The organism is Mycoplasma sp. CSL7503-lung, assembly GCF_025515455.1.
In the GTDB taxonomy this organism is placed as follows: domain Bacteria; phylum Bacillota_I; class Bacilli_A; order Mycoplasmatales; family Metamycoplasmataceae; genus Mycoplasmopsis.
Genome location: NZ_JAOPHP010000008.1, coordinates 1 through 17,295 on the forward strand (window position 1 = coordinate 1; position 17,295 = coordinate 17,295).

16 protein-coding genes, 1 tRNA gene and 1 other RNA gene are annotated in these 17,295 nt (G+C 23.9%); 7 read left to right on the forward strand and 11 right to left on the reverse strand.

The window, feature by feature from the left end:
- Positions 1-142: 142 nt before the first annotated feature.
- Positions 143-1,918 carry a hypothetical protein gene (locus N9R85_RS01575; protein ID WP_262858292.1) on the reverse strand — a complete coding sequence of 592 codons (1,776 nt, stop codon included), beginning with the start codon at positions 1,916-1,918 and terminating at the stop codon, positions 143-145.
- Between the two features lie 151 nt (positions 1,919-2,069).
- On the opposite strand from N9R85_RS01575, the gene ffs reads away from it, so the two are divergent.
- The 5 genes from ffs to N9R85_RS01600 all read left to right on the forward strand — a co-directional run bounded on the left by ffs (position 2,070) and on the right by N9R85_RS01600 (position 6,619).
- Positions 2,070-2,163, forward strand: an RNA gene (gene ffs / locus N9R85_RS01580) — signal recognition particle sRNA small type.
- Between the two features lie 10 nt (positions 2,164-2,173).
- On the forward strand, positions 2,174-2,656 hold the full coding sequence (locus N9R85_RS01585) for an NUDIX hydrolase (protein ID WP_262858293.1): 483 nt from the start codon (positions 2,174-2,176) through the stop codon (positions 2,654-2,656).
- 46 nt (positions 2,657-2,702) lie between these two features.
- A tRNA-Arg gene (locus N9R85_RS01590) sits at positions 2,703-2,779 on the forward strand.
- A gap of 94 nt (positions 2,780-2,873) precedes the next feature.
- Positions 2,874-4,661: an ABC transporter ATP-binding protein gene (locus N9R85_RS01595; protein ID WP_262858294.1), complete on the forward strand. Its 1,788-nt coding sequence runs from the start codon at positions 2,874-2,876 to the stop codon at positions 4,659-4,661.
- Between the two features lie 11 nt (positions 4,662-4,672).
- A complete protein-coding gene (locus N9R85_RS01600; protein WP_262858295.1) occupies positions 4,673-6,619 on the forward strand; it encodes an ABC transporter ATP-binding protein in 1,947 nt (648 codons plus the stop codon).
- A 22-nt stretch (positions 6,620-6,641) separates the two neighbouring features.
- On the opposite strand, the gene N9R85_RS01605 is transcribed toward N9R85_RS01600, so the two are convergent.
- From N9R85_RS01605 to N9R85_RS01620, 4 genes are all read right to left on the reverse strand, one after another.
- Positions 6,642-7,109, reverse strand: coding sequence for a dihydrofolate reductase (locus tag N9R85_RS01605; RefSeq protein WP_262858296.1), 468 nt, complete (start codon positions 7,107-7,109; stop codon positions 6,642-6,644).
- 1 nt (position 7,110) lies between these two features.
- Complete coding sequence (locus N9R85_RS01610) at positions 7,111-7,980, reverse strand: thymidylate synthase (protein WP_262858297.1); 870 nt, start codon at positions 7,978-7,980, stop codon at positions 7,111-7,113.
- A gap of 94 nt (positions 7,981-8,074) precedes the next feature.
- The gene (gene msrA, locus N9R85_RS01615) at positions 8,075-8,545 is read right to left on the reverse strand and encodes a peptide-methionine (S)-S-oxide reductase MsrA (RefSeq protein ID WP_262858298.1); all 471 of its coding nucleotides are present in this window, start codon (positions 8,543-8,545) and stop codon (positions 8,075-8,077) included.
- Between the two features lie 851 nt (positions 8,546-9,396).
- The gene (locus N9R85_RS01620) at positions 9,397-9,549 is read right to left on the reverse strand and encodes a hypothetical protein (protein WP_262858299.1); all 153 of its coding nucleotides are present in this window, start codon (positions 9,547-9,549) and stop codon (positions 9,397-9,399) included.
- A 605-nt stretch (positions 9,550-10,154) separates the two neighbouring features.
- Between N9R85_RS01620 and N9R85_RS01625 the strand changes: the two genes are divergently transcribed.
- Positions 10,155-11,891: a GIY-YIG nuclease family protein gene (locus N9R85_RS01625; RefSeq protein WP_262858300.1), complete on the forward strand. Its 1,737-nt coding sequence runs from the start codon at positions 10,155-10,157 to the stop codon at positions 11,889-11,891.
- Positions 11,892-11,930: 39 nt separating this feature from the next.
- On the opposite strand, the gene nusG is transcribed toward N9R85_RS01625, so the two are convergent.
- The 6 genes from nusG to N9R85_RS01655 are packed head-to-tail and all read right to left on the reverse strand — an operon-like array spanning position 11,931 to position 15,527.
- Positions 11,931-12,533 carry a transcription termination/antitermination protein NusG gene (gene nusG / locus N9R85_RS01630; RefSeq protein ID WP_262858301.1) on the reverse strand — a complete coding sequence of 201 codons (603 nt, stop codon included), beginning with the start codon at positions 12,531-12,533 and terminating at the stop codon, positions 11,931-11,933.
- Between the two features lie 16 nt (positions 12,534-12,549).
- Positions 12,550-12,762, reverse strand: a complete 213-nt coding sequence (secE, locus tag N9R85_RS01635) for a preprotein translocase subunit SecE (RefSeq protein ID WP_205851924.1) — start codon at positions 12,760-12,762, stop codon at positions 12,550-12,552.
- Positions 12,763-12,912 carry a 50S ribosomal protein L33 gene (gene rpmG, locus N9R85_RS01640; protein ID WP_262858302.1) on the reverse strand — a complete coding sequence of 50 codons (150 nt, stop codon included), beginning with the start codon at positions 12,910-12,912 and terminating at the stop codon, positions 12,763-12,765.
- Between the two features lie 48 nt (positions 12,913-12,960).
- A complete protein-coding gene (locus N9R85_RS01645; protein WP_262858303.1) occupies positions 12,961-13,572 on the reverse strand; it encodes a hypothetical protein in 612 nt (203 codons plus the stop codon).
- The gene (gene rlmB, locus N9R85_RS01650) at positions 13,565-14,266 is read right to left on the reverse strand and encodes a 23S rRNA (guanosine(2251)-2'-O)-methyltransferase RlmB (protein ID WP_205851921.1); all 702 of its coding nucleotides are present in this window, start codon (positions 14,264-14,266) and stop codon (positions 13,565-13,567) included. The genes N9R85_RS01645 and rlmB overlap by 8 nt, the downstream gene beginning before the upstream one ends.
- 43 nt (positions 14,267-14,309) lie before the next feature.
- The gene (locus tag N9R85_RS01655) at positions 14,310-15,527 is read right to left on the reverse strand and encodes a class I tRNA ligase family protein (RefSeq protein WP_205851976.1); all 1,218 of its coding nucleotides are present in this window, start codon (positions 15,525-15,527) and stop codon (positions 14,310-14,312) included.
- Between the two features lie 61 nt (positions 15,528-15,588).
- Here N9R85_RS01655 and argS point away from each other — a divergent pair, with 61 nt between their 5' ends.
- Positions 15,589-17,247, forward strand: coding sequence for an arginine--tRNA ligase (argS, locus tag N9R85_RS01660; RefSeq protein WP_205851920.1), 1,659 nt, complete (start codon positions 15,589-15,591; stop codon positions 17,245-17,247).
- Positions 17,248-17,295: the final 48 nt, after the last annotated feature.

Here is a 17,295-nt window from a genome sequence, read left to right on the forward strand (position 1 = left end):
ATATAATTTGAGTTATATTATTTTCGGTGTTAATATAATATATAATTTAATAAATTAAAATGAAAAAAACTCATATCAATAAAAAATTAATATGAGTTTTGTGTCAAATTTTATTCACCTAACTTACATTGTTTGTGAGTTTTTATTGATCTATTTTTATATTTATTTTAATTTTTTTAATTTGTGTTTTATCGGTTATTGTATCGTTTTCATTTTTTATTTCGTTCAATTTATTAATTATTATCCTATTATTTTCTTCACTTAAAGAAAAGTAAAAATCATACGTAAATTCACTAAAAAGAGCATTCGGATCAATTTGTCCGAAGATATATTTTATATTTTTGTTAAATAATATTTTTTCGAATGAATTTATATCTAATGCTTCATTTTCCCTTATTGATGGTGAGAAAAATAAATTTAACTCATTGTTTTCGTTATCGAATTCAACTTTTGTTATTTTTGGATTATACATCTCTATAGGAGCATATTTTGTTAATTCTAATACTTTATTTGTCAAATTGGTTTCTACGTTTTGTGGCTCAATGACATCTCTAAAAATAGGCATCAATTGTTCTAAATTTAATGAAATTTTAAAGAATGAATTTATGTTATTTGGTAAATAATCACTTAAATCTTTTTCGTTTTCTTCGTTTTGAATTTCTTCAACTTTATCGAATTGATTGTTATTTGTTTTTGAATATCTTGTTATAAAAGTATCATCTATTCTACGTTTTGAAGCATTAATTATGCTACTTTCATAAAAATCACTAGATACAAAATTGTTTACAATATAGTTTGAATCGACATATCTATTTTTAATTTCTTGAAGATTAATAAAATCATTAATTTCTTTAGAATTATTAGATTTATTTATTAGTTCTTCTTTAGAAATGTTTAATGGATATAATTCGAAAGTTTTATTTTCGTTGGTTTCTGTTCTTGATTCTGTGTTAGGTGTAGGCGTTTCGCTTGAACTTGGTTGTTCATTTGAAGTGTCCTCTTCATTTTTATTAGAATTAGTAACAGGCACATTAATTTTTTTAATATTAAATGAATTGGTTGAAATGCTTCATATATTGCTATTTTTACTAAAAATATATTTTTCACTTAGATAATATTTAAAAATATCGAGCATTTCTTTACTAATATTTAAAATATTATTTTGAATTTCGTTATTAGTTTCATCGTTAGGTACATATTGCGGGTCCGAAATTTTGTCTATTATATTTTTCAAATTTAAGTTATATTCATTAGCTTTAGACGTAAATAAATTAATTTGATTCTTAGTTTGTGAGTCTAAATTTGAATATTTTTCCATTTTATCAACATATTTTCGCGCTTGGTTATTGATTGATTCTGTTAAAAATAAATTTAATATGTATTTAAAATTTTCTTTTTCTTTATCTAAAATTAATTTTGATTCGTTAGTATAAATCTCATCTTTAAGAGCTTGTTCTACAAAATCTGTTAAAAAACGTAAATAAAAATTGATTAAACCATTTAATTTTTTAAAACCATTATTTTCGTCGTTTTTAATTTCTGCAAAAGTTTTATTAAGATTATCTAGTAGTCCTGTACCTTTTTTTGTGTACTCAACTAAAAAATTATATTTATCTAAGTTTTCTTTTTTTAGTTTTTCCGTTTTTTCTTCATTTTCTAAAAATATTTTTGCATCTTTAATGAACTTGTCTTCTAAATCTGTCGAGAATTTATTAAAGTATTTTTCAACTGAAGTTGATATAGAAGATAATTCGTTCATTAAATTAATATTTTCATTGAATGAATCTTTTGATTCATTAGTTGTTTGATTATCTTCATTTGTCACATTATTAGTGGTCGCACAACTCGTACTTAGTGTAATTAAGCTTGATAGTGTAAGTGCACTTAATAAAAAATTAATTATTTTTTTCTTTTTCATGGTTTTAATTATATATTAATATGATTTATTTGTTTCTTACATATTAAATATTTAAATTTATTCAAAAAGATTTATTCATCAATATAAAAGAGAAATTTTATTTAAATAGTTTCAAAACTTTTTAGTTCATTTTTATAATTGATGATATAATAATAGAGCCATCTAAACAATAACCCACTAACTTGGTCAGGATAGAAATGTAGCAGCCATATGAGGAAGTGTTGTGTTAGTTGGTCTTTTTTTATGGAGGTTTTTGTGGACGTTATTTTTGAAATAGAAAAAAATAAGAAATTCAAATTAAGAGTAGGTGCTATTCTGATACATGAAAATAGGTTGTTAGTAGCTTATGATGATGAAAACAATTATTATCAATATTTACCCGGAGGAAAGGTTGATTTTGGTGAAAGTTTTGAAGAATGCATTAAAAGAGAATTAAAAGAAGAGTTAGATTTAAACGTTAATTCACTGCAAGAATTTTGTTTATACGAAGGTTTTTTCTTTAATAAATATGTAAAAAAAGATTTTCATGAAATTTCTATGTATTATTTAGTTAAGTCTAACATTGAACCATGATTTAATCAAGAGGATGTTGTATTTTATGAAGAAAATCGTAAATTAACTTTTAAATGAATTGAAATTGAAAAGTTGGATGAATATAACGTTTTACCTAAGAAAATTATTGACAAAATTAAAAAAGGTGATTTTAAGTTTAGTTTAATATCGGAAAATAATTATTAAAAAAAATTTCACTTTTAACAATAAATGTGGTAGAATATTAATACGTGGTCGCGTAGCTCAGCAGGACAGAGCACGAGCCTTCTAAGCTTGTGGTCAGAGGTTCGAATCCTCTCGTGATCGCCATTTTTTTATACCTTTTTTTGCGTTTTTTTAAATATTAATTTATAATTTTAAGCATCATTAAGATAAAAAAGTGTACTAATTAAAGGAGTTTAAAATGGTAAAAATGTTTAAAATATTACCTCGAAAAATAAAATTTGAGATGTTATTTTCGTTTATATTAATATTTTTAAATGTTGTAATAATGATGTTTGTTCCTATTTTAATATCGCAAATATTACCTTTATTAATAGGACAATCGGAAATTCACAGTGTTATAGTTTTTAAACACGCAATTTATACTTCAACAGATTATAAATCAACACTAACTTTTCTAATTTCTGTAATTATTTCCTTAATACTAGCATCTACGTTCGTTACTTTAGTGTCTACTTACACTTTAGTTTGAGCAGGAGAAAAAGCTTCTAATTTTTACAGGGATTCGTTATATAAAAAATTTCAAACTTTGAGTTTAAAGGATATTTCAGATATTACTATAGCCAGTTTAATCACAAGAATAAATGATGATGTGGCGATGTTTTGAGATTTTTTAGTTGGTGCAATAAGTATTTTAATTAAAGCTCCAATGTTTGTTATTATTGGTTTAGTATTTGCGTTTACAACAGATTTACAATTAACATGATCTATATTAGCAGTAGTGCCTATATTACTTTTCTTTACATTTTTTATTTTCTTCAAAGTAGTACCTATTATTAGAACAGGGAGAAAGAGATTAGATAATATAACTAATGCTGTTAGCGAAAATATTTTAGGAGCAAAATTAATTCGTGATTATAATCTACAAGAACAACAATTAAATAAGTTTAAAAAAACTAATAATGAATGATTAGTTAATATTAGAAGAGTTATGAAATTTTTCACCTTAGGACAACCTTTTTTCTTTTTTGTCGTTAATTTTGTTATTTTCTTAATATTTCTTACTTCATTTTTTATTTTACAAAATAATCCTAATACAGATATTAAACAATTAATTGCTAAAATCAATACCTTTATAGAGTTTGAGTTTATGATAGCGTTAGGTTTAACAATGTTTAGTCAATTTTTTGGTGCGTTTTTCAGAGCTAAAGTATCTTCTGGAAGGGTTATGCAAATTTTAAATTATAAAAGCGAAAAAATAAATGTAGTCAACGGCATAAAATTAGAAGATAAACCTAATTATTCTTTAGAATTTAAAAATGTATCTTTCAAATATTTTGAAGAATCAAAGGGTTGAGATTTAAAAAATGTTAGTTTCAAAATTGAAGAAGGAAAAACTTTAGGAATAATTGGTCCTACTGGATCGGGTAAGAGTACAATCGCTAACTTAATTGTTAATAATATGGCGTATTCTAACGGAAATATATTAATAGATGAAAAAGAATTAAAAGAAATTAATACTAATGATTTAAAAAAGAATGTAGGTATTGTTTACCAAAATGCTTTATTATTTTCAGGAACAATCGAGTCTAATATTAGATTTTCTAAAGAAGATGCTACAAACGAAGAAATTGATTATGCATTAGAATTTTCGTGTTCTAAAGACTTTGTAAATTCTTTTGAAAAACAATTACAACATGAAGTTTCGCAACAAGGTAAAAATTTATCTGGTGGCCAAAAACAAAGATTATCTATCGCAAGAACATTATTAATTAAACCTAAAATTTTAGTTTTAGACGATTCTACAAGTGCTTTAGATAATTTAACAACTAGAACATTAATTAATAATATTTCTAGAAAAAATAGCTCAACAAATGTAATTATTTCACAAAAAATAACATCTATAAAAAATGCTGACAAAATTATAGTAATGGATAAGGGTGAAATAGTTGCTGAAGGTACACATAAATATTTAGTACAAAATTGCGAATGATATAGAGAAATAAGTCAAAATCAATTAGAACAATAGAAAGAGTAATAATGAAAGATATCAAAAAACAAAAAAATTATTATAAAAATTTAAAAAGGCTTTTATCTTTTGTTAATAAAGATAAAAAAAGTTTTTATTTAGCTATGTTCTTCTCTTTTATTAATGCAATTTTTTACATTGGTGGTAGTTATTTAATCGGTTATATAGTATCTAGTTTTTTTGAACCACTAGGAAACGGTAAAACTTTTAGTGATTTTGAAACAACTAAGTTTTTTCTAATTTTAACAGTTCTAGTTTTATCATATTTAGTTTATGGTATATTTAGATATTCAGAGCAATACATATATGCAAAAATTAGTTATCAAGCTTCAGCAAGATTGAGGAATGAAATTGTTGATAAATTAATTCATTTGGATATAAGTTTTTATGATAAAAATAAAACCGGTGATTTAATTTCTAATTTAGTCATTGATGCTAATAATATTGCTAACTCATTGTTCCAACTTCTCTCGCAACTTATTAGTGCTTTCTTTAATATAACCATTACTATAGTTATGATGTTTTTGGTTTCAACTGCTTTGTCATTAATTATAATACCCATAACTTTAATTAGTTTTGGTATGGTATTTTTATTAATTAAGAAATCTCAACCTTATTTTATTAAAATGCAAATGATCTTTGGAGAGTTAAATGCTTTTGTCGAAGAATCTCTTCAAAATACAAAAATTACTAACGCTTTCAATAAGCAAGAACATTTATTTAATCAATTGACCGATATAACAAAAAGAATTCGTGATACAGCATTTAAGGGTGACTTTATATCAAAAAGTTTTGATTCGATATACACCTTTTTAAGCAATTTTCTTATTTTAATTATTACGGGGATATCAGCATATTTTTATTTTAGAGGAACAAATGTATTAGGTGTTCAAGGATTTGGTGCTGATATAAATGGTCATGCAACCGCAGGCCTAATATTTACTTTTATTTCTATAAATTGAAACTTTTTAGGTCCGTTTCAAGCTTTAATGGGTGCTGTATTTAATATTCAAGTTGGTATAGCCTCAACAAATAGAATTTCAAAATTATTAGATGAACCTTTACCAAAAACTGATCATGAAATAATTAGGATTGTTAAAATAAGTTACAACGAAAACGTTAATGATTTTTTAGAATGTTCTAACGAAGATCCTTTTGGTTTTTTTGCATGAAAAATATACGATCCTAATATCGAAAAATATGTTTACAAATCAGTTAAAGGAAATGTTGAATTTAAAAATGTTTACTTTAGCTATGATCCAACTAAAAATAATAAATATCAACTCAAAAATGCTTCATTCAAAGTGAAACAAGGTCAAAATATAGCGATAGTAGGACCTACAGGAGCAGGTAAAACTACAATTATAAATTTAATTAGCAAATATTATAATTACCAAAAAGGAAGCATAACAATTGATGGTTTTGAACTAAAAAACATTAATAGAAAAGATCTAAAAAGAATTATGACTATTGTTTCTCAAGATTCATTTTTATTTAATGAAACTATTTTAGATAATCTTAATATGTCTAACGAAGGAATTAATGAAAATGACATTCAAAATGCAATAGAGATGACGCAATCACAACATTTTATTGATTCATTACCTAAAGGTATTAATACTTTAATCGAAAATAATGGACAAAATATCTCACAAGGTCAAAAGCAATTACTTTCAATAACTAGATCAATACTTTCAAATAAAAATATATTAATTTTAGATGAAGCAACATCTAATATAGACTCTAATACTGAAATAATAGTTCAAAAATCAATGCTTAATTTAATGAAATATAAAACTTCATTTGTTATTGCTCATCGTCTAAGTACTATTAAAAATGCTGATTTGATATTAGTGGTTAATAATGGAGAAATAATAGAAACAGGAACACATAAGAGTTTAATTGAGTCTAGAGGTTTCTATTATGATATGTATACTTCACAATTTATTAACGATTAAAAAAATATAGATTTGCTTAAATCTATATTTTTTTTACTCATTTTTCTATACTAAAAACGCCTTTATCAATTGTTTCTATAAGTTCATACATGGATAAGTCTAAGTCTAAAAAAACATCTCCGCTAAATTCGCCGTAAATTCTACTTATAATTAATTCATCTGCAAAATTGTAAAATGATTCATAAATACTTTTTCCACCTGCTATAAAAAGTATTTCTGAATTATTTTTATAATATTCAAACACTTTTAATAATTCATTTGTATTGTTGATTGTTATATCAGCATTAGGAATATTTTCCTTGCTTAAAACATAAATTTTTCTATCTTTTAACCCTTGCGGTAAACCTAAAAAGGTATTTTTACCAAATAATAAAGAATGATTTAGTGTAGTGCTTTTAAAATGATTTAATTCTTCTTTAATTCTTCAGGGTAATTTGTCTTTATTACCTATTAAGTTATTTTTATCAAGTGCAACTATTAATTTAATCATATTAGACAGCAACCTTTGCTTTTATTGTTGGTAAGTGTTCATAATCTTCTAGTTTAATATCTTCAAAGGTAAAGTCAAATATATTATCAATAGACTTATTTAAAACTAATTTAGGCAATTTTAAAGGTTGTCTATTTAATTGTTCATTTACTTGTTCGACATGATTTGAATAAATGTGTGCATCACCAATTGTATGTACGAATTCTCCTACTTTTAAATTGGTAACATGTGCCACCATGCTTAATAATAATGAATATGATGCTATATTAAATGGTACTCCTAAAAATAAATCACCACTTCTTTGATAAAGTTGTAATGATAATTCATTATTTTTATTTACATAAAATTGAAATAATGTGTGACAAGGCGGTAATGCCATATCTTTTACTTCTAAAGGATTTCATGCACTAACTATATGTCTTCTTGAGTAAGGATTTTTTTTGATATCATTTATTAAGTTTGATATTTGGTCTACGCCTAAAAAATCTCTTCATTGTTTCCCGTAAACTGGACCTAAATTACCATGTTTTGTTGCAAATTCTTCATCTTCTTTTATTTTTTGGATAAATTCTTTTAAAGTTTCTCCTTTAAAGTCATTTGATTTTTTAAAATCTTCATACGGCCATTCGTTTCAAATATTTACATTATTGTCGACTAAAAATTTAATGTTTGTATCGCCTTTTAAAAATCATAATAATTCAATAACTATTGCCTTTCAAGCCATTTTTTTGGTGGTCAAAAGTGGAAAACCTTCTTTAAGATTATATCTTGACTGAACTCCAAAATAACTTATTGTACCAGTATTGGTTCTGTCATCTTTGTTTAAACCTTCTTCTTTAACTAGGTTTAAAAGTTCTAAATATTGTTTCATATTGCTCCTTGTAATAATTAATATGTATTCAATATTATAAATTAAAAAAATGATTTCATGTTAATTTTCATAAAATCATTTTTTTAATCAAATACTAAAATTTAATGTGACATACCACACTTGGATTTTTATCTGAGTAATCTTGGTGATATTCTTCCGCTAAATAATAGTTATCTAGTTTTTTAACTTCTGTTACAACTTTTCCATTTATATTTTTTGATAGTTTTTCAATTGTATTTTCTATTATTTCTTTATCTTCTTGTGTTTCAAAATAAATACCATTTCTATATTGTGTTCCATGATCTGGTCCTTGGTAATTTAGTGCTGTTGGATCAATAACTTCGAATAACTTTTCTATTATTTGAGATAAACTTATATTTTCTTCATCATAATATAATTCTAATGTTTCAACGGCATTTGTATTTCCTTGACATACTTGTTTGTATGTCGGAGCTTCAATGTTTGAGTTAGCGTATCCTACAGTACTAAATTTTGTTCCTTTTATTGTTTTAAAATAACCTTGTACACCTCAAAAACACCCTCCAGCCAAATATATTCTTTTCATGTATCCTCCTTTAATTTAGATAATATTTTACCATAAAAAAATAATGCAATATTTATATACTGCATTTTATGTTTTCACTTTTTTAAACTAACTTATTTCTAAAAGTTAAAAATTATAAATCTACTATTTCTGTTTTTGATGAGAATGACTTGTTTGTTGTTTCATAACTTATTTTTAATTCTTCTTTTTTTATTTTTTTCAAAAATCATATTTATAAACCACTAAATGTTACCGTTGATAGTTTTTATTAGTTTCATTACTATAATAACTAACTTATGGTATTCATTTTATGCGAATGTATTTTGCTTTTGTTGGATTAAAATATATATCAAAAATAGTCGCATTAGTTTCTACGTACCCAGGAAAATAACTAACTAAAGAACGATATCCAATTGTTTGTTTGTATCCAGAAACAGGACCAAATCTTGTAATTCAATTTTATTTTGTTTTTGGATATCGAAGAAATTTTCTTCTTCCATAGAATATTGAATAATTAGTTTATTTGGTAAAGAATAATTCTGTTTGTTTTTCTTGAATTAATAAGAAATCAAATCATGAAAATTTTATGGTATCAAACCATTCACCTTCTTGATTGATTGATTTTAAATTTATTTGATTAATATCGTTTTCTTCATTTGTATTGTTTCTAGCTAAATGACTTCAAAAATTGTTTTTGAGTTTTATTTAATTTTGTAAATTGATTTTGAAATATTTTATTAGGATTCGATTTATTTGAGTTATCTTTATCAATTGTTTTTTTGAGTTCAATTATTATGTTTTATATTTAAATCATCACTTATTTTTGTGCGATCGTATTTTACGAAATTGAATTTAGCTTTATACTTTAGATTTTAAAATTTGAAGGGTTTTCAACATTTTTCAAAAATACCATCTAAAATAACTTCTGATTTCCTGTTCTTTTTAATAATATTTGGATTATTTTGATTAAATATAATTTTGTATTTACCATTAGACAAAACACTAGTTTCATTTTTCAAATTCATAAAATAATTGTTATTTTCAATATTAAATATTGAATTTAACCTAATAACATATGTGTAAACGTTAAACTTTGTGTAATTAATTTGTTATCTTCGTATTTTCTAAAATTATCTTTTGAAATTAAAGCAGTTTTTTCTCCTAAAGTTTTATTATTATAAGATATTTTGTAAGTTATAACAATTCCTAGTTCGTTTTTTTAGCACTAATAAATGTATATTTATATTTTGGGTCTAAATTATTGGAGAATATGTTTTATTCAATCAAGTTTGAATTATTTATTGAATTAAATGTTTTTTCTTTTGCGTTTTTAAATAAAAAATTAATCTAGTATTAGACAAGATATCTTTTTCTTTAGAATTATTACTTTTAGAAATGTATATTCCTGAAATGAGAATGGACAAAAAAGTTACTGAACTTAATGTGGTTGTCCCGATCACAAAAAGTTTAAAAATTGATGCTTTATTCATAACAGGAAGTATTGTAGTATTTTTTAAGTAAAAATAGACTTTTTCTAAAAAAGTTAAAATAGTAGTCATGAAAAATAATTTAATTTAAATTAACATCTTTTCTAAATATAAATATGTAAATAAATGTAAAATTAGAATATATGATTAAAAAAGAAAACATAATTAATAAAATTTCTAAAGTTCCAAATACTTTTGGTGTTTATTTATGAAAAAAAGACAATGAAGTTATTTATGTCGGTAAGGCAAAAAAACTAAAAAATAGATTAATGCAATATTTCGGTGGCCATAATAATTCTTGATTAACTCCTAAAATGATTAATAGTATAACTGATTTTGATTATTTTTTAGCAAAAAACGAAAACGATGCATTTATTAAAGAACAGAAATTAATTAAAGAATATAATCCTAGATTTAATATAAAATTAGTAAATAAAAAAACTTATCCATATATTAATTTTAATACTACAAAAAAAGAAATTAAAATACAAATTGGTGATAAGGATAATAATTCGTTGTATAGTTTTGGACCTTTACCTCCGAATACATATTTTAGCGATTTTGTTGATGTTTTAAAAGATATTTATTTATATAATCAAGGGCAAAAAATTTATTTTGATTCCGAAGACAAAATAAAGATAATTATTAGTGAAATAATCGATATTTTTAACAAAAAATACTCTTATTTTAAAGCTTTAATTTCTCAAAGAGAAAAAGAATATAGTGAAAAGCTTCAATTTGAAATAGCTAATAAATATTATAAGGCTTTAAAATTTTTAGAAAAAATTAAAGAAAGACAAATTTCTGAAATTTCAAATGAGCACTCGATTGATTTTTTTGATTTTCAAAAAGTTAAATCCAAAGTTTTTATATCTATGTATTCATATAACTACGGATCATTAATTTACCACGAATATGAAAATAAAAATTGAGAAGGATTATTTGCAGAGTTTATTGAAAAATATTTATCTAATTTTTATAGTAAAAATAAGGTTCCGGTTCAAATAGTTTTAAACAAAGAAATGGAAAATTTAAATTTAGAATTAAATGATTTAATTTTGAAAAAAGTAAGATTTAGTAAGAAAGGAATCTTGTACCAAATTAGTGATTTATTAATGCTTAATAACAAAGAGAGTATAAATAAATATCTTGTTAAGCATCCTAATTTTCTAAATGATAACGAGATTGTTTGAGAAAAATTAAAAAATAATTTAGGATTATCAAATATAGAAAAAATCTTTATTTTTGACAATTCATTTCAAAATCATAATAAAAATGTAGTGGGTAGTGTTGTTGCTTTTGATATAAATGGGAAAATTACTAGAATGACAAAAACATATGATTTAACAAACATTGTAAAAAACATTAATAAACATTCTGATATTCAATATACCTACTATAATGCAATCTATTTTTTAGATAAAAATATATCCAAAATTAAAAATAATGATATTTTTATAGCAGATGGTTCAATGGCTCAAGTGAAAGAAATAAAAGAAGCTTTATTAAATTTTAATTTACAAAACAATGTTTTTGGTCTTGTGAAGGATTCTAAACATAAAACAGAAAAAATAATTAATGATAAGAACGTAATTTTGGATATAGATAATGAAATTTTTAATTTTTTAAGTAAAATACAAACACAAGTAGATTGAAATGCTAAATATAGATTTAATAAAATAAAGAATAAAGATATGAATTCTAGTGAAATTTTAAATATTAAAGGCATAGGTGAAAAAACACTTAAAAATATTTTGTCATATTTTAAAACTATTGAAAATTTAAAAAAATCCAATTATTCAGAATTGGAAAGTCAATTCGGAAAACGCATCGCAAAAATATTTAAAGAAGCCAATTTTTTTGAAAAAATAAAACACTAATATTTTAATTAGGTTAACCTAAAATATTAGTGTTTTTTATTAATTATCTTCACTTAATCTCAATGAATCAATTTCAATGATTAATTCTGTGTTTTTACCAAACTTCTCAAAAACAACTGTTGCTTCTTTTCCTTTTTTATCAACTTTAATAACGGTTGCAATTTGTCCAATGTATGGTCCGCTTATTATTTCTACAATATCACCGCTAACTAAACCGAAAACATCTTCTCCGTCTTCAAATGATTTTATTGCTTCTTGTTCTCTTTTAAACATCCTTTTGATTTCAATATTGCTTACCGGTGTAGGCTTTGCCCCTTTTCCGGATGAACCTACTAAACCTGTTACATATTGAGTATTACGTACTAAGAACCATGCTGCATCAGTCATATGCATTCTTGCAAAAATATATCCAGGATATAAATTTATGTAGTTAATTTTATAATCTAATCCATTAAGTTTTTTTTGGTATTCTTTTTGAGATAAACTTGGTTTTTTAAAAATTCTAAATGCACCAGTTTCTCCAATTTCTTGATCAAAATATTCTTTAAGATCTTCTGCTATTATACGGTTATTTAGAGCTTCAACAACTTGTTCTTCTTTACCTCTCATTGTTGAAATCATATATCATTTCATTTCTTTCATAAATTCTCCTAGTTATTTATATCATTTCTAAAATTTTTGTAAATGCTAGTGTAACACCATAGACAAATAAAGCAAAAATAGCGGTAAAAATTATTATTCTAACAAAGTTTATTGTATTAGTTTTAGCGTCAGGTCATCTAACGCGTTTGACTTCTTTTATTGTTTTTCTTATTCAATATTTTTTATTTCTTAATTGTTTCAATGTTTTTTCTTCATTATTTTTTTTCATTTAGATTTCTTCCTTATGAAGTGTATGTTTTTTGCAATGAACACAATATTTTTTAACAATTAAACGTTCTAAATTCCCTAAACTTTTGTTAGTTATGTAGTTTTTTATTCTGCATTCTTCGCACGCTAATGAAACTTTATTATTTTTCATATATGTATTTTACCATAAAACGTCTTTTTTAAGTCGGTTTAAAATTGATTAAATACTTTGACAAATATTATTGTATTTAATTCTTATGTTATTTATTATTTCTAATTGTTTACTTCTTGAATATCATGATTTATTTTTAATAGGCATATCTATATTGTTTATATATTCTTTTTCAATTTTATTTAATTTAGAGTAAAGTAATACAAGCAACTCTTTATAATGTCTATTCTCATTTGAATTTATATTATCTAAATAATCTAAATAATTTATTTTATTAAATAATTTTTGATAATTTATTAAGTGATTTCCAATGTAGTTATCAAATATATTTTGTCTACTTTTTAACTTACCTAAAGAATTAAGTGAATTAAATTTCAAACTATTTCAAAATTTATTTTCAAAAGGTATTTTGTCGTCATATTCTTTGAGCATTAGTTCGAAAGCTTCGAATAGTAATGTATTATATATTTCTTCTCAGCTAATGTTATAAGGCCTTGTCATCCGAAAAATCTTAGCACAAAAAATTTCTATATTTGAATAGTATATCTTTTGAAATTTAAATAATATTTCGTTTTTTGTTATATATTTTTTGTTTTGGTTAATTTTTAAAAATAAAATTACATACTTTGAAAGTTTATTGATTTCGATTTTCTTATCCATTTTTCTTATTGATTAAATCAAAAAGTATAATTCCTGTTGCTACAGATACGTTCAAAGATTGTACTGTTCCAAATTGATTAATATAGATGAATTCATCACTAACGGAAGCTACACTTTTTGAAATTCCAACTCCTTCGTTACCAACTACAATTACTGTTGGCCCATTATAATTTACTTTTGTGTGTGGAAATGCCTTTTCATTTAAAGTTGTTGAATAGATTCAATATCCATGTTTTTTAATTTTTGTTAAAGAAGCAGAAATACTATTTACCCTATAAAAATTAATTCCAATATAACCACCGGATGAAACTTTCAAAGCGGTACTATCTAATTGAGCCGCATTTGTTTTAGGTAAAATTATATCTTTAATTCCTGCTGCATTAGCAGTTCTTATTATTGCTCCTAAATTATGTGGATCTTGGATTTTATCTAATACAAGTACATTTTCTGGTTTATTCTTAATTAAATTGGTTAAATCGAAATAATTAATTCCTGGTAGTACAGCAATAAAACCTTGGTGATTTTCTTGAGTTAAACTATTTAAAAAAATATGGTCAACAATTTTAATGTTAACTCTGTGCTTATTAAAATATTTTAAATTCTCTTTTTTTGATATATAAATTAATTTAATTTTTTGATTATTATTATAAGCATCTATAACTGAGTTTTTACCACACACTAATAATTGTTCCATATTTTATATCCTCTTTTTTAATAATTTTTGTAGTTTTTTATTACTAAATTAGTTCGTTTTTAATCAATGTTTCTCTTACCTTGTCGGCATCAACAAAATTTTTGTTTCTTAAGTGCGACTGTCATTGATTATATAAGTCAACATAGTCTTTATAATTAAATTTAGAAATATCAAATTCTAAACTATCAAATATTTTCATAATTGTAGCCATGTAAATTTTTGAATTATTTTTATTAATCTCCTTGAATAATTCATTAAGAAGCTTATTGAATTTTGAAAAGTTTTTCTCAAAAATATAACTCATTGCTTGTTTAAATAAATCTTCATCATAATTTCTATCGATTTTATTTATTGTTGCTTCAAAAAATATTTTTTTAATTTTTTTCAAAAATAAAGAAGCGTTATTTAATAAGTTTTCATCTATATTAATCTCGCTTGTTAGGTTTGAAAGTAAAAAAATAACTTTCAAATGATCTGCAGAGTATGCTTCGATAAAATCTTTAGGTAAAATTACATTTTGAAGTGATTTAGACATTTTAATTCCGTTTATATTAATTTGACCCGTGCGAAGTCAATTTTTACTTAAGTCCTTACCTGTTATACTAAAAAACTGAATATTTTCGTTTTCGTGATGTGGGAATGTTAAGTCCATCCCACCACCGTGGAAATCAACGCCATTTTCTTTAAAATGCTTGTAAATTAACGCGACACATTCTGTATGTCAACCAGGTCTCCCCAATCCAAAAGGAGAATTGTATTTTACACCTATATTTGTGTCTTTTCATAACGCGAAATCGGCAGGAAAACGTTTTTGATGGTCACTATCTTCAAATTTCATTTTATCAATTTGTTGATTTGATACTTTTCCGTAATTTTCAATATTTTTATTAACGTCAAATCAAACATTTGAACCTATTTTATAAGCGCTTCCTTTGTCTATCATTTTTTGAATTAAATCATAAATTGTATCTAAATTTTTAGTTACATATTCTAAGTGTGTAATTGTGTTTACGTTAAGACTTTTTAAAATTTCTAAATAGTGTTTTGAATATTTTGTAGATATTTCGTCTTCTGTAGTATTTTCTTCGATTGCACGATTGATTATTTTATCATCAATATCAGTTATATTATGAATAAAACTAAATTCAATACCTAAATTTCTAGCAGCTTTTAATATTAAATCGTATGTTAATATTGGTCTAATATTACCAATATGAACATCGTTATAGACCGTTGGTCCGCAAACATAAATTTTTAACATATTTTTATTATATAATGTTTTCATAAAATGTATAATTAAAATACAATGTAGGAGGAAAGTGATGCTTTTAAACGTAAAAATTAGAGATTTGATTATAGATTCGATAAAAAAAATGCAAAAAAATAATTTTTTTCAACAAGAATTTGATGCGAAAAAAATAGGTTTTTTGATTAGTTTACCAAATTTGCCCGAACATTTAGAAGATGAAGAAATCAAATATGATTTATCTACTAATGTAGCATTTTTGCTCAAAAAATTTGTTAAAACTTCACCATTAAATATCGCTACCGAATTAGCAAATACTTTGATGTTAAATTATGAAGTATTTGCTAAAGTTGATGTAGCAACCCCTGGTTTTATAAATATAATTTTAAAAGATGCAGTTTTCAATGAGGTATTATTAAACGCAAATGAACAAGGCTTTAATTATGGTGCAAACCAATTTGATCCAATTAAAATAAATGTCGAATATATTTCTGCTAATCCAACAGGATTTTTACATGTAGGTCATGTTAGAGGTGCTGTTTTTGGAGATTCCTTAATTAAAATTTATCGTCACGCCGGTTATAAAGTAGAGTCAGAATATTATGTTAATGATGCAGGAAATCAAATTAATGTATTGGCTAATTCTGCAAAAGTAAGATATTTTGGATTATTTGACAAAGAATTAGATATGCCTGAAGAATCATACAAAGGACAAGATATTACTTGAGCGGTAGAGCAAATTAAAAATAAAAAAGGAGATTATTACTTAGATAATTTTGATTCAAAATACAATGAATTTAAAACGGAAGTTAAAGATATTTTGTTAGACAAAATTAAGTTTGACTTATCGAAGTTAAACATTAGTAAATTTGATACCTTCTCAAGTGAACTTTCCATTTTAAAAAACGGAGCAGTAGAAGAAGCTCTAGATAAAATGAAAGAATTTACATATCATAAAGATGGTGCTTTATTTTTAAAAACAACAGAATTTAAAGATGATAAAGATCGTGTTTTAATTAAGTCCGATGGAGCTAACACATATTTACTTCCTGATATTGCATATCATTTAACAAAATTTAAGAAAGCGGATCGTTTAATTAATATTTGAGGTGCCGATCATTCAGGTTATGTCGAAAGAATGAAAGCAGCATTAAGTATTTTAGGATATGATGAAAAAAAATTAGATGTTTTAATAATTCAATTAGTTAGATTAATAAAAAACGGAGAAGAATTTAAAATGTCTAAAAGAGCAGGAACAAGTGTTACATTGTCAGACTTATTAGAGGTTAGTTCACCGGACGCAATTAGATTTATGATGTTAACTCGTGAAATTAATAATAAATTTGATTTTGATATTGATTTTTCAAATTCATCAAATAATAGTAATCCAGTTTATATTGTTCAATATGCACACTCTAGAACAGTTTCATTACTTAATAATTTGATAGTTCCGAGTTTAAATGCCGAATTTAAATTAAGTTATAAAGCTAAAAAAATAGTTTTAGCAATTGATGAGTTTCCATCTTTGATTAAAACAATTGTTGAAACTTCAAAAGTTAATTTAATGAGTCAATACTTATTAAATTTAGCTAAATTATTTAATAGTTTTTATTCCGAAACAAAGCTTAAAGGACACGAAAACGAATCTGAATATGCTTATCTAGTTAAGGTTGTTCAACTTGTTTTACGTCTTGGTTTAAGTTTAATAGGTGTTACTGCACCAGAAAATATGTAATTTTTAAACAAATATTAAAAAAAACATTTTTTGGTTTATAATTAATAC